Here is a 24,556-nt window from a genome sequence, read left to right as displayed (position 1 = left end):
AAGACTCTTGCAAAAATGAGCGCAGCGACCCCAAAACACGACATGTATCGCACGCCGACAGCCCATACAAACAGTTTTGCAAGAGACTCACCCCACAAACGAAAAAGCCCCGTCGCAAGACAGGGCTCTTCCAGCGATCTCGCGATTAAGCCGCGATTACGCTCACGTAACGGCGGTTGAAAGCGCCTTTTACTTCAAACTTGATCACGCCTTCGATTTTCGCGAAAAGGGTGTGATCTTTACCCATGCCAACGCCGTAACCAGCGTGGAATTGGGTGCCGCGCTGACGCACGATGATGTTGCCGGCCTTGATGACCTGGCCGCCATACATCTTCACGCCAAGGCGTTTGGCTTCTGAGTCGCGACCGTTACGGGTACTACCACCAGCTTTTTTGTGTGCCATGAGTCAATTCTCCTAGTGAGGAATTAGGCTGAAATTAAGCCTGAATACCGGTGATTTTGATCTCGGTGTACCACTGGCGGTGGCCCATACGCTTCATGTGGTGCTTACGGCGACGGAACTTGATGATGCGGACTTTATCGTGACGACCTTGGGAGATCACTTCAGCCACAACGGTAGCGCCAGCAACAACTGGAGCGCCGATATTCACGTCGTCGCCATTGGCAACCAACAGAACGCGATCAAAGGTAACGGATTCGCCGGTAGCGATTTCCAGTTTTTCGATCTTCAGGTATTCACCTGGGGCGACTTTGTACTGCTTGCCGCCAGTAACGATTACTGCATAAGACATGGTATTTCTCCGATAATCCTGCTCACCCAGCTCTTTATAAGAAGAGGTATTGGCTGGCATGGCTGCATTAGGCTGGAAGGCCCGTTGCAATTGCGTAAGGCAGGTGCTGCCCAGGAAGTTCAGGGTGCGCGATTGTACGCAAGGCGCGGCAGCCTTGCAAGTAGCCGTCCATCGCGCCTTGACAGGTCTGGACGGGGGTCCTAGCATGCCGCGCAACCCTTCTGGAGCGACTCTCGCTGATGCAACCCCAAGCTTTCTACCGCGCGGTGGCGGACGATTTTAGCGCCGTCGACGGCATCATCAAGAAGCAGCTGACTTCCCGAGTACCGCTGGTATCGAAAATCGGCGATTACATTACCTCGGCCGGCGGCAAACGTCTGCGTCCTTTATTAGTGTTGCTGTGTGGCAAGGCCCTGGGTCGCGAAGGCGACGACATGCGTCTGCTGGCCGCCACCATCGAATTCCTGCACACCGCCACTCTGCTGCATGACGACGTCGTCGACATGTCCGGCATGCGCCGTGGCCGTTCGACCGCCAACGCCATGTGGGGCAACGCCCCGAGCGTGCTGGTCGGCGACTTCCTGTATTCGCGCTCGTTCGAAATGATGGTCGAACTGGGCTCGATGCCGGTGATGAAGATCCTCTCCCAGGCCACGCGCATCATCGCCGAAGGCGAAGTGCTGCAACTGTCCAAGGTGCGCGACGCCAGCACCACCGAAGAAACCTACATGGAAGTCATCCGCGGCAAGACCGCGATGCTCTTCGAAGCCTCAACCCACAGTGCTGCCGCACTGGCTGGCGCTACCGCCGAACAGAGCGAAGCGCTGCGCACGTTTGGTGATCACCTCGGTGTGGCGTTCCAGTTGGTCGACGACCTGCTTGACTACAAGGGTGACGCCGAAACCCTGGGCAAGAACGTCGGTGACGATCTGGCCGAAGGCAAGCCGACCCTGCCGCTGATCTACACCATGCGCGAAGGCACGCCGGAACAGGCTGCACTGGTACGTCAGGCGATCCAGAAAGGCGGGATCGAAGACCTGGAAAGCATCCGTATTGCCGTAGAAGCTTCCGGTTCGCTGGAGTACACCGCGCAACTGGCCCGTGATTATGTGGCCCGTGCGATCAAGTGCCTTGAGGCGCTGCCGGCCAGTGAATATCGGGATGCACTGGTTGAACTGAGCGAGTTTGCGGTCGCCCGTACGCACTGATATCGCTGAAGCAAGATCAAAAGATCGCAGCCTTCGGCAGCTCCTACAGGGGTTGTCGACGCTGCGATCTTTTGCTTTTGACTGCCTGAAAAGCTAAAACCCTATACAATGTGCGACTTTTAGCGATCCATACCCAAGGAGCCTTAGTGAGCACGTTGCCACCCTGCCCGAAATGCAATTCCGAATACACCTACGAAGACGGTAGCCAACTGGTGTGCCCGGAGTGCGCCCACGAGTGGTCCGCCAGCGGCGAAACCGAAGTGGCGTCCGATGATGCCGTGAAGAAAGATTCGGTCGGCAACGTCCTGCAGGACGGCGACACCATCACCGTGATCAAGGACCTCAAGGTCAAGGGCACCTCGCTGGTGGTCAAGGTCGGCACCAAGGTCAAGAACATCCGCCTGTGCGATGGCGACCACGACATCGACTGCAAGATCGACGGTATCGGCCCGATGAAGCTCAAATCCGAGTTCGTCAGAAAGGTCTGAATCTGTTGTCATCCATCCCGCGCCAGACGTGGGATGGAGCTTCGCCCTCCGCGCTCCGCCCCAATAAAATCACGCAATAGCCAAACGCCAGCCGTTTTGACCTTACGCAATCTTTACCCGGAAAATCTCAGAATCCGCCAATAGACGCTTGCTATTTAATGAATAAGAATTATTCTCATTGAAACCCTTCAAGGAGATGAGAACCATGACTTATTTGATCGACGCGTGGCTGGATCGCCCACACCCTTACCTCAGAATCCTCCATCGGGAAACCGGTGAAGTCTGCGCGGTGCTTGAAGAAGAGGCCCTGCATGAGCTGCAAGACCAAGGGGATCTGGACGTCAGCAGCCTCAATTCCAGCGAGCCATTGGTGCTCAAGGAGCTGGTGCGCAATCTGTTCCTGTTCTGCTATGCCCGGGCCTTGCGCCCGACCAGTGAGCTGCATCACAAGATAGAACTATGAGCATCACCCAAAAAACTGTGGGAGCCAGCCTGCTGGCGATGGTATCAACGCGGTCCTGAAGGAAAACCCGGTCGACCCTATCGCCAGCAGGCTGGCTCCCACATTAGCCCGCCATCAAGACAGGCCCGGTCTTACAGAACGTCCAGCAGCTCGACGTCGAATACCAGAACGCTGTGCGGCGGGATGCTGCCAACGCCTTGAGCGCCGTAAGCCAGTTCGCTCGGCACGTACAGACGCCATTTGCTGCCGGCATTCATCAGTTGCAGGGCTTCGGTCCAGCCGGCGATCACGCCGCCAACCGGGAATTCTGCAGGCTGGCCACGCTCGTAGGAGCTGTCGAACACAGTGCCGTCGATCAGTGTGCCGTGGTAGTGCGTACGTACTTGATCTTCACGGGTCGGCTTGGCGCCTTCGCCCTGAGTCAGCACTTCGAACTGCAGGCCGGAAGCCAGGGTGGTGATGCCGTCACGCTTGGCGTTTTCAGCCAGGAAGGCCAGGCCTTCGCCAGCAGCGGCTTCAGCTTTGGCAGCCGCTTCGGCTTGCATGATCTCGCGGATAACCTTGAAGCTGGCGGACATTTCTTCCTGGCCAACACGGCTTTCCTTACCGGCGAACGCGTCGGTCAGGCCAGCCAGGATCGCGTCCAGGCTCACGCCCGGTGGCGGGTTGTCGCGCAGCTGGTCACCCAGCTGACGGCCGATGCCGTAGCTGACGCGGGTTTCGTCGGTGGACAGATTTACTTCGGACATGACACTGCTCCGCTGTGCGGACGGCCACAAGACTTGCCGTGCGTGCACAGCGCGTCCCGGCGCGCCCGGAATCAAAAGGGCGAGCAGACTAGCACAGATGCTCAGGCGATGGCGCGCAAGGCCTACAGCGCCGAACCCCAGGCCAGTGGCACTTTCAGACTTTCCTCGCTGCTCGGGCCCAGGCCACACATTTCATCGTGTACCGAGGTGTGTACGAGATTGAACGGCAGCACCGGGAAGGCATGCAGCAAATCCCGCGCATGCTCCACCGAACGCAGTGTCAGCATGTTGCCTTTGAGATCACTTAACGGATATGCCGCACCATGCATCCGTGCTTCGAGCAGATAAATCCCGCCTTCCATGGAGATCAGGTTCAACTCATCGACCTTCTTGGCGATGGCATACGCATTCAACTCTTGCAGGTTCATGAACGCACCTCAGACAGTGGCGAATCAGGACCTCTACAGGGATATGCCCGCACGCATCAAAGCACAAGCCACAAATGACACCGCCCGTCTGTTTCGCAACAGACGGGCGGTGTTTTTGCAGCGATCAACGGTTGATCAGTGCTTGGTGACCTTGTCCAGGTAACCCATGGCGAACGCCGAGACGACGAAGGTCATGTGGATGATCACGTACCACATCAAGTGCTCGGGATCGACGTTCTTGGCATCCATGAAGATGCGCAGCAAGTGGATCGAAGAGATCGCCACGATCGAGGCCGCCACTTTCATCTTCAGCGACGAAGAGTCCATGGTGCCGAGCCAGCTGAGTTTTTCCTTGCCTTCATCAATGTTCAGTTCAGAGACGAAGTTCTCGTAGCCGGAAATCATCACCATCACCAGCAGGCCGCCAACCAGCGCCATGTCGATCAGCGACAGCAGCACCAGAATCAGTTCCGACTCGGCCATCGAGAACACGTTGGGCAGGATGTGAAAAACTTCCTGGAAAAATTTCAGTGCCAGCGCCAGCAGCCCGAGGGACAGCCCGATATAGATCGGCGCCAGCAGCCAGCGCGAGGCGTACATTGCATTTTCGATAAAGCGTTCCATTGAATCTCACACAGGGGGCTGGAAATGGCCGCGAGTATACCAGCCCCCCATGACAGCCAGAAACTGCCCGAAAATCCGCCACCTGCGCGTGTGGGCGTTTTTTTTCTGCTAGTGTCCAAACCATTGACAGCCCAGTGACTGTAGACAGGACGTGTGGAAATGGATGTGCGATTACCGATAATGACGGCCGGAATCTGCCTTGCTCTGTTGATCAGCGGTTGCTCGCCCGGCGACGAGAAACACGCCGCCAGCCTTGAAGAAAAAACGGCAAAGTTCGAACAGTCACTGGACGCCATCACCGATCCAAAACTCAAGGACGCCATCACTGAACTCGGCGGCTCGCTGCTGCTGCTCGAACGGGCGCAGATCAAACTCGACGACAACCCACCGCACACCGAATACGGTGAAGACGCCCTCGCCGTGCTCAAGCACTACCCTGCCCCGCAGACGCTGGTCGACACGTTTATCAATGGCTTGTTCGTGCTGCACAAGGACGCCAGTTCCGATTACCTCACCGATCTGCAACCGGTGTTCCCGTTCAACCTGAACATTCCCGGCGGTTTCCTGTTCCCCCATGGCGTGGAATGGCAGTCAGTGACCTTGAGCAACAACCGTGTGATCGCCTATCAGCCGGAATGGTCAGAAACCGATCCTGGCATTCAGCTCAGCCCTTCCAGCTCCAACGTCACCAACCCCGATGACCTGACCGTGACCTATCCGTTCATTGATGGGCTGAACGTGGACAAGAAGTCCCTGCCGCAACCGGTCAGCCTGCAAGGCCAGATCGAAGTCATCGCCCCGCGCCGCCTGTACAGCTTCGACCTGACACAACAGGACGTCGGCCAGACCCGCAGCAATGACAACCTCAGCGTCAAACTGCTGAAACTTGCAAACAACTACGCCGAAGTCGAATTCAGCAACAACCTGCCACTGGCTGCGGAAGTCGCAGAGGCGCAGCTCAATCCGCTGATCGTCCAGGCCCGCGATAAAACCGGGCAGTATCTGGTACGCGCCGGTTCGATCAACGAGGGTCCGGAGCAAGTAGCCTTCTACGAAAAACAACTGACGTACCTGCAACAGCAGAAAGCCTGGAGCGCTACGCTGGAAAAGCAGCTGACCCAGGAACAACAGGATTTCGAGCAGAAACACCCGCGTCGCTACAACAAGGTCTATTTCAATGGCCCGATCGAAACGCTGGAAGTCAGCGTGCTGGATTTTTCTTCGGCGACCGTGACCCGCAAATCGCTGGATCTGCCGATTCGTACGTTCAATCAGCACACCACGGAGAAAACCATCCAGCCGCTGGATCCCTCGGTGACGGTGTACGACGATCTGGCGGTTAACTGGCTCAAGGGGGCGAGCCTGACCGAAGAGCAATTGAAGGCTGGCATCCGCGTCCATCAGTCCGTGGAAGAACCGAGCGCAGCGCGCATCGAGTTTTCCCATCGCCGCACGTTCAACGATGAGTTGCTGGGCGATGACTTCAGTCCGGGCGTCAGTCCGGTCACGTTCTTTACCGAAAAGCGCAGTGGCAAGCTCGATGAACCGATCGAACTGCCGCCCGAGGCCTATCAAGTCGATCCGCTGCGCGCGACGATCACCTACGACCTGAACCTGTTCCCGGAAACCCCGGCGATTGCGGTAGGCTCAATGCCACTGTTTCTCGCCACGGTGGCCAAACAGGCATACGACGCCAAGTCCTTGCCCAAAGGCCTGGAGATCAAGAACAACCAATTGGTGGTGGATCTGAAACTGTTCCCGCCCAACGAGTGGCGTTTCTTCGTCAAAGACGACAGTGGCAACTACCTCAAGCAGATTCTCTCGGTCAGCCACGATGCAAGCGCAGAAGGCCCGGCGTTGTTTGGCGTGCATTATTTCTATGGCCGCCCGACCCACGTCGAAGCCTATCAGCGAACCGACCTCGCCACCGTGCAATACGGTTTTGAGGTCAAGCTCGACAAGGCGCCAATGCCTGATGCTGCCCCTTGAAGGGCAAGATCAAAAGATCTCAGCCTGCGGCAGCGCCTAAAGAGCGCGGCCGCGACCACCGTTGATCTGCCGCAACTGCGCTTGCAGGTGCAGGCTCCAGATCTGCGGATCGTCAGCCAGTTCGTAGCCATGCAAGGTCAGACTTTCGACAATGGTGTCGAGTATCGATTCGGCGGCGACCGGCCCATGAAACGGGCCCTGGGCTTTGATGGCAGAAGGTTGTTCGCCGGCCATGCCGGCCGCGAAGAGCAGCGTCCACATACCGTTATCGCCGGCCAACGGCTTGATGGCGCATTCGATACGGGTCACAAGACCCAGGCATTGACGGGTGAGGCAGAGGTTGCGCGACATGGCGGCGACCCTCGGTGAAGCCGGTATTCAGCCCCCACGGGAGGACTGGCTCGATCCAGTGATACTGTCGATATCCTTGAGCTGAGAATAGAAGAAAAGTCCGCTGCGCAAGCCGAATGAAACCAGAAGGCGCCGAATGGTCATTGTGTGAATATTGGCGCCAGAGTAGTGGCGATTTTCCCGAAGATCCCCACAAAACAAATGTAGGAGTGAGCCTGCTCGCGATAGCGGTGAACCAGTCGACTTATTCGCCGACTGACACTCCGCTATCGCGAGCAGGCTCACTCCTACAGTTTGACCGCGCCAGGCTTAAGCCGGTTTGGCTTCGGCCAAGGCCTCTTGCGCCAGTTCCTTCTCGGCTTCCTTGAGGTCTTCTTCGCTGATCATTTCAGCGATGTCGCGCAAGCGCTCCACCACCCGCGCGTTGATGCTGCCTTCCGGGAATTCGCCATCGGCATTCGGCTCACCGGCCGGTTCACCGACCAGCAGGCTCAACGCCTCGTCGGCCTGACGCACCGCGTACACGTGGAACTGCCCGGCACGCACTGCCGCCAGGACTTTCTCATCGAGCATTAGCGTAGCGACGTTGGCCTGCGGAATGATCGCGCCCTGCTCGCCCGTCAGCCCGCGTGCTTCGCAGAGACGGAAGAAGCCTTCGATCTTCTCGTTGACCCCGCCCACCGCCTGCACTTCGCCAAACTGATTGATCGAACCGGTGATCGCAAAGCACTGCTTCAACGGGGTTTTCGACAGCGCCGAAATCAGCGTGCACGCCTCACCCAGCGACGCACTGTCGCCATCGACGTAACCGTACGACTGCTCCAGCGCGATGCTCGCGGAAATAGCCAGCGGGAATTCCTGAGCGTAACGGCTGCCCAGATACCCGGTGAGAATCATCACGCCTTTGGAGTGAATCGGCTGCCCAAGGTTGACTTCACGCTCGATGTCGACGATGCCGCTGCCGCCCGGATACACCGTGGCGGAAATCCGCGCCGGCACACCGAATGCCGAATCACCGACTTCGAGTACGGTCAGGCCATTGCATTTGCCGACCGCCGCACCATCAGTGTCGATCAGGATGATCCCGGCGAGCATATCGTCGAGAATCCGCGCCGACACTCGACCGGTGCGTGTGGCCTTGGCTTTCAGCGCACGTTCGATATGCCCGGCATCGGTCATCTCATCGCCGGCCAGATGACGGATGAAATCCGCTTCGCTGACCAGTTGGAACAGATCACCGATACGTGCCGACAAACGCCCCTGGTGCTCGGCCAAACGAGCGCTGTACGTCGCCAGACGTGCCACCGCATCGGCGGTCAACGGTGCCATGCCTTCTTCCGACGTGCGGGTTTTCAACAGCTGGGCAAATTGTTCCAGGCTCTCGTCGACCATCGGGATGTCTTCGTCGAAATCCACGAGGACGCGGAACATCTCCTGGAAGTCCGGATCAAGGTCCTGCAGCGTGTAATACAGCGACCGCGCACCGATGATGATGACTTTGACCTGCAACGGTATGTGCTGCGGGTTGAGCGTCACAGTGGCGAAACGACCCATCTCGCCCAGCGGCGATTCCATTTTCAGTTTGCGCGATTGCAGGGCGCGTTTCAGCGCGTCCCACACGAACGGCTCGCTGAGCATTTTTTCCGCTTCAAGAATCAGGAAACCACCGTTGGCGCGGTGCAAGGCACCGGGACGCAACTGCCGATAGGTGGTGTAAAGCGCGCCCTGATCGGTGGTGTATTCGATGCGACCGAAGAGGTTTTCGTAAGTCGGGTGCGGCTCGAACACCACCGGCGCACCGCCGCTCACCGGATGGCCGACCACCAGGCTCGGCGCGTATTGCTCTTCCAGCAGCTTGCGCGCGACGGCGTCGGTCTTGCTGTCATCGACCAATTGCTCGACCACGGTTTTCAGCAAGTAGACCTGCATGGCTTGCAGGTAACCGCAGACCGCGGCGTTCTCGGCGTACTTCTCCGACAGCGGCGACAGCAATGGCTGCAGCGCCAAGGTGATGGTTTCTTCGTTGAGCGAACGCAGTTGATTGTTCGACTCGCGCTTCCACTGCGGCAGGCTGGCGAGTTCTTCGTTCAGGCGCTCTTCGAGGCCGGAAATGTCTTCGTGAAAACGCTCGCGATCAGCCTCTGGCAACTGAGCGAATTCCGCTTCGTCCAGAGCCTTGCCGTCGAGCATCGGCGTGAAGGCAACGTTGCTGCTGTCGCGGTACAGGGCGACGTCTTTTTCCAGGGCCAGACGCTCGATGATGTCGAGGGCCTTGTCATAGCGCTGGTTGAAGGCGCGGTCGATGGCGCTTTTCTTTTGCTGGTAGGACGGGTGCTCGAACACCGCTGGAAACGTTGCCAGCAGGTTGTCGATCAAGCCGTTGATGTCACCGATAAAGACGCCGGCAGTGCCAGAAGGCAATTCCAGTGCACGCGGTTCGCGCGGCTCGTCGAAATTATTCACGTAGACCCAGTCGGCCGGGGTCTGCAGGCGCTTGCCTTCGGCCTTCAGGTAGCGTTTGACGAACGAGAAGCGGCCGGTGCCGGGCTCGCCCATCACGAATACGTTGTAACCGGGGCGTGGCATGGCCACACCGAACTGCAAGGCTTCGACCGCGCGTTCCTGGCCGAGCACACCGCGAAAGGGCTCCAGATCATTGGTGGTAGTGAAGCTGAACTGTTCAGCGGAAAACGGACGGGTCAGCGCTTCGGGCGCGAGACGCAAGCTGGCAGCAACAGGATCAGGCATCGGGCTTCCTTAACAATCAGGCGGGGCAGATAGCGGCATTCTGGCGCTGCCCGTGCCCCACTGGCAAGGCGCGCCACACCACAAAGCATAGACAACCGGCCAAGCCGGCGGCCCGCCCCCTGAAACCGGGGTTTATTCCAAATATTTTGCAAAAAACCACGGAACCCCTGGAACGTGCCTAAACTCCAAACTGCGCGGCTGGAACTAATACCGGCCCACTGGCTTCGTTTGGCTCTGAACGTAAGCTCGCCGAGCGGCGATCAGGCAAGGCGAAAACAGGCGAGGAAGCGGAGTGTAGGGTCCTACATGAGCATTCCGAGCCTGTTTTCAACGCAGCATGATCGTCGCGCAGGCAGCTTACGTTTAGAGCCGGCCAGAACCCTGTCCATTGGTATGCACACAAAGAGAAAAAAGCTATGAAACGGATTCTTCTCGGTACTCTCTTCACCGCTGTATCCATCAACGCAATGGCGCAAGCTCCAGGCGGCCCGGATTGCGGTTGGGGCAACATGCTGTTCGAAGGTCAGCGTGGCACCCCTGCTCACTTCCTCGCTTCCACCACCAACGGTACTTCCGGTAACGCCACCTTCGGGATGACGTCCGGCACCAACGGTTGCTCGACCAACGCATCGCTGACCTACGGCGGCAAATCCTGGTTTGCCATGAATGGCATGATGAACGAGCTGTCCGAAGACATGGCCAAAGGCAACGGCGAAGCGCTGACGACTTATGCCGTGGTACTGGGCGTGGCGCCGGAAGACCGTGCGCACTTCGCGGCGGTGACTCACGAGCACTTCCAGCAGATCTTCAGCAAGGCTGACGTGACCGCTGAAGACGTGCATACCAACACCCTGGCCGTACTGAAATCGGATCCTCGTCTGGCCAAGTACGCAACTCAGGCTTAAGCTCGACCTCGCCCGCTTCCTTCGGGAAGCGGGTTTTATTTTTTCGGCCCGCCCTCCTTGGGTCTTTATTTCTTTCCTGTTCAAGTTGCCGACTATGCTCAAACGCCTTGCCTGGCTGGCGCTCTGTGTCTGCGCCCCGCTGTCCGCCGCGCCAACCATCGACCCTCAACGTTTGCAGCAACTGGCCAACGACCGCTTCTGGATTTCCCTCGGTCACTACGAAACCGCCAAGCTTGGCGGCTGGCGCAGCTATGTCAGCGACAAGAAGTTTTTTCTGGCGCCCGATGGCAACGAACACCCCGATCATGAACTGGCGGCCACCGTGCAAGCGCTGTACGCCCCGGCCAGTCTCGGCGAGCAACATGCGCAATGCGTTTATCCGGCGCGCACCCGCTGGCTGAAAGCGCAGCTCAATCTCGGGGATCTACCGACACCGGCATGCGCTGAATACAAGAAGTGGTTCAAGGATGTCTCGCCGCACAGCGCGGTGATGATCTTCCCGGCGGCTTATTTGAACAGTCCGTCATCGATGTTCGGTCACACCCTGCTGCGTATCGATCAGGCTGACGTGCAGGCCGACAAAACGTCGCTGCTCAGTTATGCGATCAACTTTGGCGCCTACATCGAAGGCTCGGACAACAGCATTCTCTACGCTTGGAAAGGTTTGATGGGCGGTTATCCGGGATTGTTCGCCTTGGTGCCGTATCAGGAAAAACTCTCGGAATACCGCAGCCTGGAAAACCGCGACCTGTGGGAATACCGGCTCAATCTGAGCCAAGAAGAAACCGCGCGCATGGTCGAGCATGTGTGGGAGTTGAAGCAGATTCAGTTCGATTACTTTTTCTTCGACGAAAACTGCTCGTATCGCTTGCTGGAACTGCTGCAAGTCGCACGCCCGAGCCTGCGCCTGACCGAACAATTCCCGCTGACCGCCATTCCTACCGACACCGTTAAAGCGGTGAAAGAAGCCGGGCTGGTGGAAAGCATCGAATATCGTCCGTCCCGCGAGCGCGAACTGCTCAGCCGCGCCGAGCCGCTCAGCGGTGAAGAGCAGCAATGGGTGCTGAACGTCAGCGCCGATCAGCAGCAGTTGCAGGATCCGGCGTTCAAAGCCCTGCCACGCGACCGTCAGGCGTTGATCATCGACGCGGCGTATCGTCTGGAGCGCTACCGCGCCAACGGTCAGGAGCGTGATCCGCAGCGAGCGCAACGCAGTTTCGAATTGCTGCGGGCGATCAACAAGAACCCGGCGCCTGAGTTGGACATTCCGCAGCCAGGCTTGCCGGAAGACGGCCACGAATCCCGCACCTGGCAGGCCGGTCTCGGCACCCGTGGTGATCGTGCATTCGGTGAGTACGGTTTGCGCATGGCTTATCACGATCTCAACGACAACGCCGAAAGCTTCCCGCTCGGCGCACAAATCGAGATCCTGCAGATGAAGTTGCGTCAGTACGAAGGCAATCACTGGCAGTTCCAGCAACTGGATCTGGCGACGATTCGTTCGCTGACGCCGCGTAATGAGCTGCTGCAACCGCTGTCGTGGCAGGTCACTGGTGGTTTGGAGCGCGTACCGGGCAAGCATGATGACGAGACGCTGGTCAGCCACGTCAACGGTGGTGGCGGTGGCACGTGGGCGCTGGGTGACGATGTGCTGGGTTTTGCCCTCGGCACCGTGCGCGTTGAACACAACAATGATTTCGCCGAGTTCGTGTCCCCGGCCGGCGGTTTCAATACCGGCGTCTTGTGGAAAAATCCGCTGGGCAATCTCAGCCTGGAGGCCAAGGGCGATTACTTCTTCAATGGCGAAGTGCGCCGCAGCCTGAGTCTGAATCAGCAGTGGGAATTGTCGCGCAACCTTGGTTTGCGCCTGAGTGCGCAGCGTGAGTTCAGCCATCTCGCCACGCCGGAAACCGAGGTCATGCTTGAAGTGAAGTGGTATCACTATTAAAAGATCGCAGCCTTCGGCAGCTCCTACATTTGGAATGTGTTTCACCTGTAGGAGCTGCCGCAGGCTGCGATCTTTTGATCTTTCTTTCACACCCCACCAACGAATCCCCTTCTAGACTTTCCCCATAAGCCGGACAACCGGCGCGGGAGAGTGCGATGTGGCGGTGTGCGGGTTTGTTGGGTGTTGTGTTGTTGCTGGGCGGTTGCCAGACCACCCATGAAGATCTGATCGCCAAGGGTTATCCACCGGCCTTCGCCGACGGCTTCGATGACGGTTGCATCAGCGGTCGCCAGGCGGCCGGTTCGATCAGCGGCGAATTCCGCAAGAACGTGCCGCGTTATCTTAAAGACAAGCAATACGCCGAAGGCTGGACCGACGGCTTCCGCCAGTGTCAGGCGATGCTGGAAAACAAGGGACGCGAAGAGTATCGCAACGAACACTGGGACCAACGAGAACGCGCCTGGCAGCAGCAGAAAGATCAGGACGCCGGACGGGCTTATCGCTCGCAATAGGTCGCTTCCAGACATCCAGTGAAACCAAATGCCTGCGAGCATGGCCCAAACCTCATACGAGGAGGACACCATGAGTCGCGCATTCGTCAACGAAGACAACGCCGCCGCACAAGCCGATCAGCCGGTTGAACGACAGGTCAGCGAGCAGCCCAATTACGTCACGCCGCAAGGGTTGGCGCAGTTGCAGGCCAAAGTCGCCGAGCTGCAAAGCCTGCATGCCGAACAAACCGCCAAAGGCGAGCAGGCTGACAAGCAACGGCTGGCGGATCTGCAAAGGGATTTGCGTTATTTCAATCAACGCCTGAGCAGCGCGCAAGTCGCCGTCGCTGCTACGTCCACGGACAAGGTGCAAATCGGCAGTTGGGTGACCTACGCCGACGAACACGACACTGAGCGCCGGGTACAACTGGTCGGCGAAGATCAGGCCGATGCCAGCAAAGGCCTGATCAATTGGGGCTCACCCTTGGGCCGGGCGCTGCTCGGTGCCCGACTCAACGACGAGGTGCTGTGGCAGCGCCCCGCCGGCGATCAAATGATTGAAGTGATCCGCATCGAACCGGCTTAAACCACGCCCTGCGCGAGCATCGCGTCGGCGACTTTGACGAAGCCGGCGATGTTCGCACCTTTGACGTAGTTGATCCGCCCGTTCTCTTCGCCGTAATGCACGCAAGCGTGATGGATCGACTGCATGATCGCGTGCAGCTTGCTGTCCACCTCACCCGCCGTCCACAGCAGGCGCATGGCGTTCTGCGACATCTCCAGACCACTCACCGCCACGCCGCCGGCGTTGGATGCTTTGCCCGGGGCGAACAGAATCCCCGCCTCGATAAAGATATCCACAGCCTCCAGTGTGGTCGGCATGTTCGCGCCTTCAGCCACGCACACGCAGCCATTGCGCAATAACGCGTGTGCGGCTTCAGCGTCGAGCTCATTCTGCGTAGCGCACGGCAGCGCGATGTCGCACGGCAGCGACCACGGCAACTGGCCGGCGCGGAATTCCAGACCGAACGCTGCCGCCAATTCACTGATGCGCCCGCGTTTAACGTTTTTCAGTTCCAGCAGCGCCAGCCACTGCTCTTCGCTCAACCCGGCTTCGCAATACAACGTGCCTTCGGAGTCGGACAGGGAAATCACTTTGCCGCCCAGATCCATCACTTTGCGCGCCGCGTATTGCGCAACGTTGCCGGAACCGGAGATCGCCACGCGCTTGCCTTCAACGCCCTGCCCGCGACGCTTGAGCATTTCTTCAGCGAAATACACGCAACCGAAACCGGTGGCTTCCGGACGAATCAGGCTGCCGCCGTAGGTCATGCCTTTGCCGGTCAGCACACTGGTGAATTGGTTGCTCAAGCGTTTGTACTGGCCGAAGAGGAAGCCAATCTCGCGCGCACCGACACCGATATCACCGGCCGGCACGTCAACGTCGGCGCCAATATGGCGATACAACTCGCTCATGAACGCCTGACAGAAGCGCATGACTTCAGCGTCGCTCTTGCCCTTCGGATCAAAGTCGGAACCGCCCTTGCCGCCGCCCATCGGCAACGAGGTCAGGGAGTTCTTGAAGGTCTGCTCGAAGGCGAGGAATTTCAGCACGCCCAGGTTCACCGATGGGTGAAAGCGCAAGCCGCCCTTGTACGGGCCGATGGCGCTGTTCATCTGGATGCGGAAACCGCGATTGACTTGCACTTTGCCCTGATCGTCGACCCATGACACGCGGAACACCACGGCACGCTCCGGCTCGCAGATACGTTCCAGAATCCCCGAGTTCAGGTAATGCGGATTGGCTTCGAGGAACGGCCACAGACTGCGCAGGACTTCTTCGACGGCCTGGTGAAATTCGGGTTGATCCGGATCGCGTTTTTTCAGGCGGGCGAGGAAGGATTCAACGGATTCGATCATGGCAAAAGTCTCGGCAAATTTATTGTCGTTGGAGGAGATTGGGCCGGACTGTAACAAACGAAATGCGCACAGGAACAGAGCAAAATGTCGCAGTTATGAAATTAAATGGTGCACAAGATATAAATCCGGCTGGTTTTTGCCCAGTTTTGCACCTGAATGGTGAGATCAAATTCAAGTGATGCACCAACAGTTATACCGCCATCGCTGGCAAGCCAGCTCCCACAGTGGACATCGGTGAAACACCTATCTCGAACACCCCACAAAACCCTGTGGGAGCTTGGCTTGCCAGCGATGAATCCAACTCGGTATCCCTGAAAAACCAGGCAAAAAAAAACGGAGCCCGAAGGCTCCGCTTTTTCATGCAACCAACCCGATATCAGGCCAGTTTCTTGTGACGTACGCGGTGCGGCTGGGCAGCCGCTTCGCCGAGGCGTTTCTTGCGATCCGCTTCGTACTCGGTGTAGTTACCTTCGAAGAAGATCGCTTGCGAGTCGTCTTCGTACGCCAGGATGTGTGTCGCCACACGGTCAAGGAACCACCGATCGTGAGAGATCACAATCGCAGCGCCCGGGAAGTCCAGCAGGGCTTCTTCCAGGGAACGCAGGGTTTCAACGTCGAGGTCGTTGGACGGTTCGTCGAGCAGCAGGACGTTGCCGCCCTCCTTCAGGGTCAGCGCCAGGTGCAGACGACCGCGCTCACCACCGGACAGATCCTTGACGAACTTCTGCTGATCGCCGCCCTTGAAGTTGAAGCGACCGACATAAGTACGCGACGGAATCTCGTAGTTGCCGATGCGGATCTGGTCGGAACCGTCGGAGATTTGCTGGAACACAGTCTTGCTGCCATCCAGGTCGTCACGGCTCTGATCGACGCAGGCCAGTTGCACGGTTTCGCCGACTTCGATGCTGCCCGAATCCGGTGTTTCCTTGCCCATCAGCATGCGGAACAGGGTCGACTTACCGGCACCGTTACCGCCGATCACGCCGACGATGGCGCCCTTCGGCATCGAGAACGACAGGTTGTCGATCAGCACGCGATCGCCGTAGCCCTTGGTGACGTTCTTGAATTCGATGACCTTGTCGCCCAGGCGCGGACCGGCCGGGATGTAGATCTCGTTGGTTTCGCTGCGCTTCTGGAATTCCTGCGATTGCATTTCCTCGAAGCGTTGCAGACGTGCCTTGGATTTCGACTGGCGGGCCTTGGCGCCTTTGCGCACCCACTCCAGTTCTTCCTTCATGGCTTTTTCGTGGGCCGACTGCTGCTTGGATTCCGCCGCCAGACGATCGGACTTGGCTTCGAGCCAACCCGAGTAGTTGCCTTCGTACGGGATGCCCGCGCCGCGGTCGAGTTCGAGAATCCAGCCGGCGACGTTGTCGAGGAAGTAACGGTCGTGCGTAATCGCTACCACGGTGCCCGGGAAGTCGTGCAGGAAGTGCTCCAGCCACGCCACGGAGTCAGCGTCCAAGTGGTTGGTCGGTTCGTCGAGCAGCAGCATGTCCGGGGCGGACAGCAGCAGACGGCACAGGGCCACACGACGCTTTTCACCACCGGACAGGTGTTCTACTTTTGCGTCCCAGGCCGGCAGACGCAGGGCGTCGGCAGCGACTTCCAGTTGACGCTCAAGGTTGTGCCCATCGCTGGCCTGCAGGATCGCTTCGAGTTTGGCTTGCTCGGCGGCGAGCTTGTCGAAGTCGGCATCCGGATCGGCGTAAGCGGCGTAGACCTCGTCCAGACGCGCTTGCGCATCCTTGATCACGCTGACTGCTTCCTCGACCACTTCACGCACGGTCTTGGTCGGGTCAAGTTGTGGCTCTTGTGGCAGATAACCGATGTTCAGGTCCGGCATCGGACGGGCTTCGCCCTCGAACTCGGTGTCGACGCCGGCCATGATTTTCAGCAGCGTGGACTTACCCGAACCGTTGAGGCCGAGTACGCCAATTTTGGCGCCGGGGAAGAACGACAGCGAAATGTTTTTGAGAATTTCCCGCTTCGGCGGAACAACTTTGCCCAGCCGATGCATGGTGAAGACGTATTGAGCCATGGAGAACCTTGGGTCAGTGACAGATGAATGATTGCAGCGCAGGCGAAGCCCGGCCAGACCATGCGCGTCGTTCACTTGATGGTTATCAATGCGTGCGCGCTGAAAAAGTCTGAGTCTAGGAGCTGGACCAGACGCTGTTAAAACGTAACGAGCGAAGGAAAGACAAGGCGAAAACAGGCGAGGACGCGGAGTTTACGGGTTGTAAATGAGCAGTCCGAGCCTGTTTTCAACGCAGTATTTCCGAGCGCAGTAGTTTTAACAGTGTCTGGGCTCCCGCGTAACCGGCAAAGCTACCTGAATGATGAAAGGCAGTCCAGCCGCGCGGGGCTGGCACTTCGCCACGACTCAAGGCATGCTAGCCGCCCTTTGGGCGTCCGGCTTATAGTGCACGTCGCGCCAGTCCAGCCAAACCGCAGGATTCCAGCTTGTCCAATGTCACTCCGCCAGCCTCTGTGAGCAGCACCCCACCGGCGCCCGGCTCGTCCCTGCGCGGTACATTAAAGGGTGCGCTGGCGACGCTTGTGCTTTTGTTGCTCGCATTGCTGTTCTGGCAACTGCTCGATCAACTGCGCGAAACCCAGAAAAACCAGCGTCAATACACCATCGATTACACCGCCGACCTCGCCTCGCAGGTCAGCCTGAACATGGCGCTGAACGCGCAAATCGCCCTCAACCTGCTACCGATCGTCGAACAACCGCAATCAGCCGACGAACAGCAGGCGTTGCTGCGCAAGCTCCAGCAATCGCTGCCCGATTTGCGCAGCCTGGCGTTGCTCAGTCCTTCCGGACGAATCATCAACGACAGCGCCGTCGACAGTCACGATGCCGACTACCTCACCGAACTGGTGCGCCGCAGCCGTGCCCAGGCACATTATTTCAGTAACGCCGACGACGGCTCGGTGGTGCATCTATTGCTGCATCAAGCCAGCGGCAGCACGCGCGGTTATTGGGCCTTGCGCCTGACCCCGACCTTTTTCGACTCGCTGACCAAACAGGGCGAAACCGGCATCCGCCCGTTGTGGCTGGTGGAAAACCGCATCAACCATCAGATCATCAGCCGCGATGAAGCGTTGCCCTCGGCCAAGCCCGGCGTGCTGAGCCCGGACGACCTGGCCAACACCGTGCTGACCGTGCCACTGAGCAGCAGCGACTGGCAATTGCGTGGCCTGTTCGACCGCCAGCGCGTGCTCGAAGAATTGCTGCCGGCGTTTATCGGCAAATGCCTGCTGGGCCTGGCGTTCTCGATGCTGCCGGTGATCGCCCTGCTCAACATGCGCCGCCGCCAGCGCCAGTTGCATGAGGGTCGCCGACGCTATCAAGACATTTTCGAAGGCACCGGCGTGGCGCTGTGTGTGCTTGATCTGTCCGGCCTCAAGCAGGTGTTCGACAAGGCGCAGATCCAGACCAGCGACCAGCTCAAAGCCTGGCTCGACCAGCCGGCGCAACGTCAACAACTGCTGCAGGAATTGCGCGTCACCGAGGTCAACCAGGTCGCGTTGCAACTGCTCAACGTCAACTCTTGCGAGCACGCCTGGCAACTGTTGATCGATGGCCATCCACACCGCCAGTGCGCCATCGGCAATCAAGTACTCGACGCCGTCCTGCAGCAACAAAAGCAGCTGGAACTGGAAATCAAACTGCCGGACGTCAACGGCCGCGACCAGCACCTGTGGATGGTCTTGCGCCTGCCCAACGAGCAGCACGACTACAAGGCGGTGATCCTCAGCATCAACGACATCACCAGCCGCAAGCTGATCGAACTGTCGCTGCTTGAACGCGAAGGCTTCTGGTCGGACGTGGTGCGCACCGTGCCGGATCATCTGTACGTGCAGGACGTGATCAGCCAGCGGATGATTTTCAGTAACCACCACCTCGGTCAAACCCTCGGCTACAACCGCACTGAACTGCATCAGATGGGCGAGTATTTCTGGGAAATCCTCCTGCACCCGGAAGACGCCGACTACTACCATCGCTCGCGGCAGATGCAGCGGCACGCCGGTTACAGTCAGTTGCTTCAGTGCCAATTGCGCTTCCGCCATCGCGACGGCAAATGGCGGCGTTTCGACATTCGCGAACAGGCGTTGGCTCGCGACAAACACGATCAGGTGACGCGAATCATCGGCGTGGCCAAGGACATCACCGAACAGATCGAAGCCAGCGAATCCCTGCGCGACAGCGAGCAGCGTTATCGCATGCTCGCCGAAAGCATCAGTGACGTGATTTTTTCCACCGACAGCAAGCTCTCGCTGAACTACGTCAGCCCGTCGGTGCAGGCGGTACTGGGCTACGACGCCGAGTGGATTTTCCAGAACGGCTGGCAATCGACCATCGCCAACCCGCAGCAACTGAGCGGCATCTATACGCTGATGGATCGGGTCAGCAAGGCGCTGGACAAGCCCGAGCAACTGGCGGTGTTGCGCAATCAGGTGCAAACGCAATTGTTCCTGTTCGACTGCCTGCGCGCCGATGGCCGCAAGATCCCGATCGAGTTGCGTCTGGTGCTGGTGTGGGACGAGCACGGCGCGTTCGAAGGCGTGCTCGGTGTCGGTCGCGACATCAGTCAGCAGCGCCGCGCCGAAAAAGACCTGCGCATGGCCGCCACAGTATTTGAACACTCGACCTCGGCGATCCTGATCACCGACCCGGCCGGATACATCGTGCAGGCCAACGAAGCCTTCAGCCGCGTCAGCGGTTACGCGGTGAGCGAAGTGCTCGACCAATTGCCGAACATGCTCACCGTTGACGAACAGCAGGACGCGCACCTGCGTTACGTGATCAAGCAATTGCACGAGCACAACACGTGGGAAGGCGAAGTCTGGATGAAGCGCCGTAACGGCGAGCACTACCCGGCGTGGGTCGGCATCACCGCGGTGCTCGACGACGAAGGCGATCTGGCCAGTTATGTGTGCTTCTTCAGCGACATCAGCGAGCGCAAGGCCAGCGAGCAGCGCATTCACCGCCTCGCCTACTACGACGCCCTGACCCATTTGCCGAACCGCACGCTGTTCCAGGATCGCCTGCACACCGCGCTGCAATCGGCCGAGCGGCAGAAGTCGTGGGTGGTGCTGATGTTCCTCGACCTCGACCGTTTCAAACCGATCAACGACTCACTCGGCCACGCCGCCGGCGACCGCATGCTCAAAGACATGGCCACGCGCCTGCTGGCCTGTGTCGACGATGACGACACTGTAGCGCGCATGGGCGGTGACGAATTCACGCTGCTGCTGCAACATCGCTCCAGTCGCGAAATGGCGTTGAACCGGGCGATTCATGTCGCCGAACAGATCCTCGGCAGCCTGGTGCGGCCGTTCGTGCTCGAAGGTCGCGAGTTCTTCGTCACCGCCAGTATCGGCATCGCCCTGAGTCCGCAGGACGGCAACGAACTCAGCCAGTTGATGAAGAACGCCGACACCGCGATGTACCACGCCAAGGAGCGCGGCAAGAACAACTTCCAGTTCTATCAGGCCGACATGAACGCCAGTGCGCTGGAGCGTCTGGAGCTGGAAAGCGACTTGCGCCACGCCCTGGAACAAAACGAATTCGTCCTGTATTACCAACCGCAATTCAGCGGCGACGGCAAGCGTCTGACCGGCGCCGAAGCGCTGTTGCGCTGGCGCCATCCACGTCGTGGACTGGTGCCGCCGGGGGATTTCATTCCGGTGCTCGAAGAGCTTGGTCTGGTGGTCGACGTTGGCGATTGGGTGATCAGCGAAGCGTGCCGTCAACTTAAGACCTGGCACCAGAATCGTGTACGCGTGCCGAAGGTGTCGGTGAACATTTCCGCGCGGCAGTTCTCCGATGGCCAGCTCGGCACGCGGATCGCCACAATCCTGCGCGAAACCGGCCTGCCGCCGGCGTGCCTGGAACTGGAACTGACCGAAAGTATCCTGATGCGTGAAGTCAGCGAGGCCATGCAGATTCTTGCCGGGCTGAAAAACCTTGGCCTGAGCATCGCGGTCGATGACTTCGGCACCGGTTACTCATCGCTGAACTACCTCAAGCAATTCCCGATCGACGTGCTGAAGATCGACCGCACGTTCGTCGATGGCCTGCCGTCCGGTGAGCAGGACGCGCAGATCGCCCGGGCGATCATCGCCATGGCGCACAGTCTGAATCTGGCGGTGATCGCCGAGGGTGTGGAGACCCATGAGCAGTTGGACTTCCTGCGCGAACATGGCTGCGATGAGGTTCAGGGCTATCTGTTCGGGCGGCCGATGCCGGCGGGGCGGTTTGAGGCGCAGTTCAGCAATGACGCGCTGTTCATGTTCGACTGAACATCGGCGGCGCGACCGAAAAGATCGCAGCCTTCGGCAGCTCCTGCAAGGATTGATGTCGGTCACAGTATTCGGGATCAGCTCGGATTACTGTAGGAGCTGCCGAAGGCTGCGATCTTTTGAGGCCAGCACAATCACCATCTATCTGCGCATGAACGCCACTTGTCTGCGACATGATGTCGTTTCATATGCCATCCAAAACCCATTGGGTTAGAATGCCCCCCTTTTCTGCCCCCGATCCTTGAGGACCGCCATGTTCAGCCGTGATTTGACTATTGCCAAGTACGACGCCGACCTTTTTGCCGCCATGGAGCAAGAAGCTCAGCGCCAGGAAGAACACATTGAGCTGATCGCTTCGGAAAACTACACCAGCCCAGCGGTGATGGAAGCTCAAGGCTCGGTCCTGACCAACAAGTACGCTGAAGGCTACCCAGGCAAGCGTTACTACGGTGGTTGCGAGTACGTCGACATCGTTGAGCAACTGGCCATCGACCGCGCCAAAGAGCTGTTCGGCGCCGATTACGCCAACGTTCAGCCGCACGCCGGTTCGCAAGCCAACGCCGCTGTTTACCTGGCCCTGCTGCAAGGTGGCGACACCATTCTGGGCATGAGCCTGGCCCACGGCGGTCACCTGACTCACGGCGCCAGCGTTTCCTCCTCGGGCAAACTGTACAACGCTGTGCAGTACGGCATCGACGCCAACGGCCTGATCGACTACGACGAAGTCGAGCGTCTGGCAGTTGAACACAAGCCGAAAATGATCGTGGCCGGTTTCTCTGCCTACTCGCAAATTCTCGACTTCCCGCGTTTCCGCGCCATCGCGGACAAAGTCGGTGCTTACCTGTTCGTCGACATGGCTCACGTAGCCGGTCTGGTTGCCGCTGGCGTGTACCCGAACCCGGTGCCTTTCGCTGACGTCGTGACCACCACCACGCACAAGACCCTGCGCGGTCCACGTGGCGGTCTGATCCTGGCGCGCGCCAACGCCGACATCGAGAAGAAGCTGAACTCCGCGGTATTCCCGGGCGCCCAGGGTGGCCCGCTGGAGCACGTGATCGCCGCTAAAGCGATCTGCTTCAAGGAAGCGCTGCAGCCAGAGTTCAAGGCCTACCAGGAACAAGTGGTACTGAACGCCCAGGCCATGGCCGAAGTGTTCATCGAGCGCGGTTTCGACGTGGTTTCGGGCGGTACCAAGAACCACCTGTTCCTGCTGTCGCTGATCAAGCAGGACATCTCCGGTAAAGACGCCGACGCCGCTCTGGGCAAAGCGTTCATCACCGTGAACAAGAACTCCGTGCCAAACGATCCACGCTCGCCGTTCGTCACTTCCGGCCTGCGTTTCGGTACTCCGGCTGTGACCACTCGTGGCTTCAAGCAAGCTGAGTGCAAAGAGCTGGCTGGCTGGATCTGCGACATCCTGGCTGACCTGAACAACGAAGCGGTGATCGACGCCGTTCGTGAGAAAGTCAAAGCCATCTGCAAGAAACTGCCGGTATACGGCGCTTAATTGCGACGTTAAATCTGCACCATGAAAAACCGGCCAAGTGATTGGCCGGTTTTTTTTCGCCTGAATATTTTCAAACGCCTGAACCGCTCAAGAATGGGACTTGCCGCACAACTGGTCAGACCGGTCATGCCAATTCGTCATTTTTCACTTGCGATCAAAGAAATCCAGCGCCTAGACTGCGCCTGCACTGGACATACCGGTAAGACCACAATAATTAAGTTCTGAATCTGATGCGTTCAAGCGCACGGCAGCCAGGACACCGACCAGGATTCCTCCCATGCTCAGATGGTGCTCGCGTTCAATCTTCCTCCAAGTGGTTCTCGGACTGATGCTCGGCATCGTCTGCGGGCTGACCCTTCCTGAATACTCGGCCCAGCTCAAACCGCTCGGCGACGGCTTCATCAAACTGATCAAGATGCTCATCGGCCTCATCGTGTTCTGCGTGGTGGTCAGCGGCATCAGCGGCGCCGGCGATCTGAAGAAGGTCGGGCGCATCGGCCTCAAGTCGGTGATCTATTTCGAAGTGCTGACCACCATCGCTCTGGTGATCGGCCTGGTCTTCGCCTTCAGCACCGGCATCGGCAGCGGCGCGAACATCCATCTCGAGCAACTGTCTGCGGCCGACATGGGCGATCTCGCCGAACGCAGCCAGCACATGCACACCACCACGCAGTTCCTGATGGACCTGATCCCGACCTCGGTGATCGGCGCCTTCGCTGACAACAACATCCTGCAAGTGCTGCTGTTTTCGGTGCTGTTCGGTAGCGCGTTGAATCTGGTCGGTGAAGCGGCTTCCGGGATCTCGCGGCTGATCAACGAGCTGAGCCATGTGATCTTCCGCATCATGGGCATGATCGTGCGTCTGGCGCCGATCGGCGTGTTCGGCGCCATCGCTTTCACCACCAGCAAATATGGCCTCGACTCCCTGCAACATCTGGGTAGTCTGGTCGGTTTGTTCTACCTGACCTGCATCGCGTTCGTCAGCGTGATTCTCGGTCTGGTGATGCGCGCTTCCGGCCTGCGCATGTGGCCGCTGTTGAAGTATCTGCGCGAAGAACTGCTGATCGTCATGGGCACGGCATCGTCCGACGCCGTGCTGCCACAGATCATGCGCAAACTCGAACACCTCGGCATTGGCAGCTCGACCGTGGGTCTGGTGATTCCAACCGGGTACTCGTTCAACCTTGACGGTTTCTCGATCTACCTGACCCTGGCCATCGTGTTCATTGCCAACGCCACCGGCACGCCGCTGGCCATGACCGATCTGCTGACCATTTTGCTGGTGTCACTGATTACCTCCAAAGGTGCCCACGGGATTCCGGGGTCGGCACTGGTGATTCTGGCGGCAACGCTGACAGCGATTCCGGCGATCCCGGTGGTCGGTCTGGTGCTGGTGTTGGCAGTGGACTGGTTCATGGGCATCGGCCGGGCACTCACCAATCTGATCGGCAACTGCGTCGCCACGGTTGCGATCGCCCGTTGGGAAAAAGACATCGACGTGCAACGCGCCAACAAAGTACTCAGCGGTCAGCAGGGCTACACCTTTCAGCCGCGTAAAACAGCAACTCCGGCGCACCAGCAGGAGTTCTGATTTAACCCCTGTAGGAGCTGCCGCAGGCTGCGATCTTTTGATCTTGAGTTTGCGGCTATCTCCCCCCAGGCAAATGGAG

20 protein-coding genes are annotated in these 24,556 nt (G+C 58.9%); 11 read left to right on the top strand and 9 right to left on the bottom strand.

All coding sequences use genetic code 11. The features are described from left to right. Positions 1-145: 145 nt before the first annotated feature. Positions 146-403, bottom strand: a complete 258-nt coding sequence (rpmA, locus tag ACM6IN_RS23285) for a 50S ribosomal protein L27 (protein ID WP_007909818.1) — start codon at positions 401-403, stop codon at positions 146-148. Between the two features lie 34 nt (positions 404-437). Beyond that, on the bottom strand, positions 438-752 hold the full coding sequence (gene rplU, locus ACM6IN_RS23280) for a 50S ribosomal protein L21 (protein ID WP_003176051.1): 315 nt from the start codon (positions 750-752) through the stop codon (positions 438-440). A 239-nt stretch (positions 753-991) separates the two neighbouring features. Here rplU and ACM6IN_RS23275 point away from each other — a divergent pair, with 239 nt between their 5' ends. The 3 genes from ACM6IN_RS23275 (at position 992) to ACM6IN_RS23265 (ending at position 2,911) form a co-directional block, all read left to right on the top strand. Then, on the top strand, positions 992-1,960 hold the full coding sequence (locus tag ACM6IN_RS23275) for a polyprenyl synthetase family protein (RefSeq protein ID WP_007909817.1): 969 nt from the start codon (positions 992-994) through the stop codon (positions 1,958-1,960). Between the two features lie 146 nt (positions 1,961-2,106). Further along, the gene (locus ACM6IN_RS23270) at positions 2,107-2,448 is read left to right on the top strand and encodes a zinc ribbon domain-containing protein YjdM (RefSeq protein WP_007909815.1); all 342 of its coding nucleotides are present in this window, start codon (positions 2,107-2,109) and stop codon (positions 2,446-2,448) included. 205 nt (positions 2,449-2,653) lie between these two features. Beyond that, on the top strand, positions 2,654-2,911 hold the full coding sequence (locus ACM6IN_RS23265; protein WP_034153845.1) for a hypothetical protein: 258 nt from the start codon (positions 2,654-2,656) through the stop codon (positions 2,909-2,911). A 131-nt stretch (positions 2,912-3,042) separates the two neighbouring features. On the opposite strand, the gene ACM6IN_RS23260 is transcribed toward ACM6IN_RS23265, so the two are convergent. From ACM6IN_RS23260 to ACM6IN_RS23250, 3 genes are all read right to left on the bottom strand, one after another. Beyond that, a complete protein-coding gene (locus ACM6IN_RS23260; protein WP_008078561.1) occupies positions 3,043-3,660 on the bottom strand; it encodes an FKBP-type peptidyl-prolyl cis-trans isomerase in 618 nt (205 codons plus the stop codon). A 122-nt stretch (positions 3,661-3,782) separates the two neighbouring features. Further along, entirely contained in the window at positions 3,783-4,088 is a 306-nt protein-coding gene (locus ACM6IN_RS23255) for a DUF6482 family protein (RefSeq protein ID WP_007909802.1), read from the bottom strand. A 135-nt stretch (positions 4,089-4,223) separates the two neighbouring features. Continuing rightward, positions 4,224-4,712, bottom strand: a complete 489-nt coding sequence (locus ACM6IN_RS23250) for a TIGR00645 family protein (protein WP_007909801.1) — start codon at positions 4,710-4,712, stop codon at positions 4,224-4,226. 159 nt (positions 4,713-4,871) lie between these two features. On the opposite strand from ACM6IN_RS23250, the gene ACM6IN_RS23245 reads away from it, so the two are divergent. After that, positions 4,872-6,701, top strand: a complete 1,830-nt coding sequence (locus ACM6IN_RS23245; RefSeq protein ID WP_414916770.1) for a hypothetical protein — start codon at positions 4,872-4,874, stop codon at positions 6,699-6,701. 36 nt (positions 6,702-6,737) lie between these two features. Here the strand turns inward: ACM6IN_RS23245 and ACM6IN_RS23240 are convergent, their stop codons facing one another. After that, positions 6,738-7,052, bottom strand: coding sequence for a hypothetical protein (locus ACM6IN_RS23240; RefSeq protein ID WP_007909799.1), 315 nt, complete (start codon positions 7,050-7,052; stop codon positions 6,738-6,740). Between the two features lie 309 nt (positions 7,053-7,361). Further along, positions 7,362-9,800, bottom strand: coding sequence for a Lon protease family protein (locus tag ACM6IN_RS23235; protein ID WP_007909798.1), 2,439 nt, complete (start codon positions 9,798-9,800; stop codon positions 7,362-7,364). 416 nt (positions 9,801-10,216) lie between these two features. Here ACM6IN_RS23235 and ACM6IN_RS23230 point away from each other — a divergent pair, with 416 nt between their 5' ends. The 4 genes from ACM6IN_RS23230 to ACM6IN_RS23215 all read left to right on the top strand — a co-directional run bounded on the left by ACM6IN_RS23230 (position 10,217) and on the right by ACM6IN_RS23215 (position 13,730). Continuing rightward, a complete protein-coding gene (locus ACM6IN_RS23230; RefSeq protein WP_007909797.1) occupies positions 10,217-10,705 on the top strand; it encodes a DUF3015 domain-containing protein in 489 nt (162 codons plus the stop codon). 94 nt (positions 10,706-10,799) lie between these two features. Further along, the gene (locus ACM6IN_RS23225) at positions 10,800-12,653 is read left to right on the top strand and encodes a DUF4105 domain-containing protein (RefSeq protein ID WP_007909796.1); all 1,854 of its coding nucleotides are present in this window, start codon (positions 10,800-10,802) and stop codon (positions 12,651-12,653) included. A 155-nt stretch (positions 12,654-12,808) separates the two neighbouring features. Next, positions 12,809-13,165 carry a hypothetical protein gene (locus ACM6IN_RS23220; RefSeq protein ID WP_414916769.1) on the top strand — a complete coding sequence of 119 codons (357 nt, stop codon included), beginning with the start codon at positions 12,809-12,811 and terminating at the stop codon, positions 13,163-13,165. A gap of 70 nt (positions 13,166-13,235) precedes the next feature. Next, on the top strand, positions 13,236-13,730 hold the full coding sequence (locus tag ACM6IN_RS23215; RefSeq protein ID WP_414916768.1) for a GreA/GreB family elongation factor: 495 nt from the start codon (positions 13,236-13,238) through the stop codon (positions 13,728-13,730). Here ACM6IN_RS23215 and gdhA read toward each other — a convergent pair. Continuing rightward, complete coding sequence (gene gdhA, locus ACM6IN_RS23210; protein ID WP_007909792.1) at positions 13,727-15,064, bottom strand: NADP-specific glutamate dehydrogenase; 1,338 nt, start codon at positions 15,062-15,064, stop codon at positions 13,727-13,729. The two genes, ACM6IN_RS23215 and gdhA, sit on opposite strands and share 4 nt — an antisense overlap. A 376-nt stretch (positions 15,065-15,440) precedes the next feature. Continuing rightward, positions 15,441-17,105, bottom strand: a complete 1,665-nt coding sequence (gene ettA / locus ACM6IN_RS23205; RefSeq protein ID WP_007909789.1) for an energy-dependent translational throttle protein EttA — start codon at positions 17,103-17,105, stop codon at positions 15,441-15,443. A 425-nt stretch (positions 17,106-17,530) separates the two neighbouring features. Here ettA and morA point away from each other — a divergent pair, with 425 nt between their 5' ends. The 3 genes from morA to ACM6IN_RS23190 all read left to right on the top strand — a co-directional run bounded on the left by morA (position 17,531) and on the right by ACM6IN_RS23190 (position 24,477). After that, a complete protein-coding gene (morA, locus tag ACM6IN_RS23200; RefSeq protein ID WP_414916767.1) occupies positions 17,531-21,379 on the top strand; it encodes a cyclic di-GMP receptor MorA in 3,849 nt (1,282 codons plus the stop codon). Positions 21,380-21,632: 253 nt separating this feature from the next. Further along, on the top strand, positions 21,633-22,886 hold the full coding sequence (gene glyA / locus ACM6IN_RS23195) for a serine hydroxymethyltransferase (RefSeq protein WP_007909785.1): 1,254 nt from the start codon (positions 21,633-21,635) through the stop codon (positions 22,884-22,886). Between the two features lie 277 nt (positions 22,887-23,163). Continuing rightward, the gene (locus tag ACM6IN_RS23190) at positions 23,164-24,477 is read left to right on the top strand and encodes a C4-dicarboxylate transporter DctA (RefSeq protein WP_007909782.1); all 1,314 of its coding nucleotides are present in this window, start codon (positions 23,164-23,166) and stop codon (positions 24,475-24,477) included. Positions 24,478-24,556: the final 79 nt, after the last annotated feature.

This window comes from Pseudomonas sp. IT-P395 (assembly GCF_949767675.1).
GTDB lineage: Bacteria > Pseudomonadota > Gammaproteobacteria > Pseudomonadales > Pseudomonadaceae > Aquipseudomonas.
This window is presented reverse-complemented; position numbering and strand designations above follow the sequence as displayed.

Coding starts and splice junctions, on each gene's coding strand:
- ACM6IN_RS23255 (WP_007909802.1), bottom strand. CDS start 4,088: ATGAACCTGCAAGAGTTGAATGCGTATGCCATCGCCAAGAAGGTCGAT.
- ettA (WP_007909789.1), bottom strand. CDS start 17,105: ATGGCTCAATACGTCTTCACCATGCATCGGCTGGGCAAAGTTGTTCCG.
- ACM6IN_RS23230 (WP_007909797.1), top strand. CDS start 10,217: ATGAAACGGATTCTTCTCGGTACTCTCTTCACCGCTGTATCCATCAAC.
- ACM6IN_RS23265 (WP_034153845.1), top strand. CDS start 2,654: ATGACTTATTTGATCGACGCGTGGCTGGATCGCCCACACCCTTACCTC.
- rpmA (WP_007909818.1), bottom strand. CDS start 403: ATGGCACACAAAAAAGCTGGTGGTAGTACCCGTAACGGTCGCGACTCA.
- ACM6IN_RS23275 (WP_007909817.1), top strand. CDS start 992: ATGCAACCCCAAGCTTTCTACCGCGCGGTGGCGGACGATTTTAGCGCC.
- ACM6IN_RS23245 (WP_414916770.1), top strand. CDS start 4,872: ATGGATGTGCGATTACCGATAATGACGGCCGGAATCTGCCTTGCTCTG.
- ACM6IN_RS23260 (WP_008078561.1), bottom strand. CDS start 3,660: ATGTCCGAAGTAAATCTGTCCACCGACGAAACCCGCGTCAGCTACGGC.
- ACM6IN_RS23235 (WP_007909798.1), bottom strand. CDS start 9,800: ATGCCTGATCCTGTTGCTGCCAGCTTGCGTCTCGCGCCCGAAGCGCTG.
- gdhA (WP_007909792.1), bottom strand. CDS start 15,064: ATGATCGAATCCGTTGAATCCTTCCTCGCCCGCCTGAAAAAACGCGAT.
- ACM6IN_RS23250 (WP_007909801.1), bottom strand. CDS start 4,712: ATGGAACGCTTTATCGAAAATGCAATGTACGCCTCGCGCTGGCTGCTG.
- ACM6IN_RS23215 (WP_414916768.1), top strand. CDS start 13,236: ATGAGTCGCGCATTCGTCAACGAAGACAACGCCGCCGCACAAGCCGAT.
- ACM6IN_RS23220 (WP_414916769.1), top strand. CDS start 12,809: ATGTGGCGGTGTGCGGGTTTGTTGGGTGTTGTGTTGTTGCTGGGCGGT.
- ACM6IN_RS23190 (WP_007909782.1), top strand. CDS start 23,164: ATGCTCAGATGGTGCTCGCGTTCAATCTTCCTCCAAGTGGTTCTCGGA.
- ACM6IN_RS23225 (WP_007909796.1), top strand. CDS start 10,800: ATGCTCAAACGCCTTGCCTGGCTGGCGCTCTGTGTCTGCGCCCCGCTG.
- ACM6IN_RS23240 (WP_007909799.1), bottom strand. CDS start 7,052: ATGTCGCGCAACCTCTGCCTCACCCGTCAATGCCTGGGTCTTGTGACC.
- glyA (WP_007909785.1), top strand. CDS start 21,633: ATGTTCAGCCGTGATTTGACTATTGCCAAGTACGACGCCGACCTTTTT.
- rplU (WP_003176051.1), bottom strand. CDS start 752: ATGTCTTATGCAGTAATCGTTACTGGCGGCAAGCAGTACAAAGTCGCC.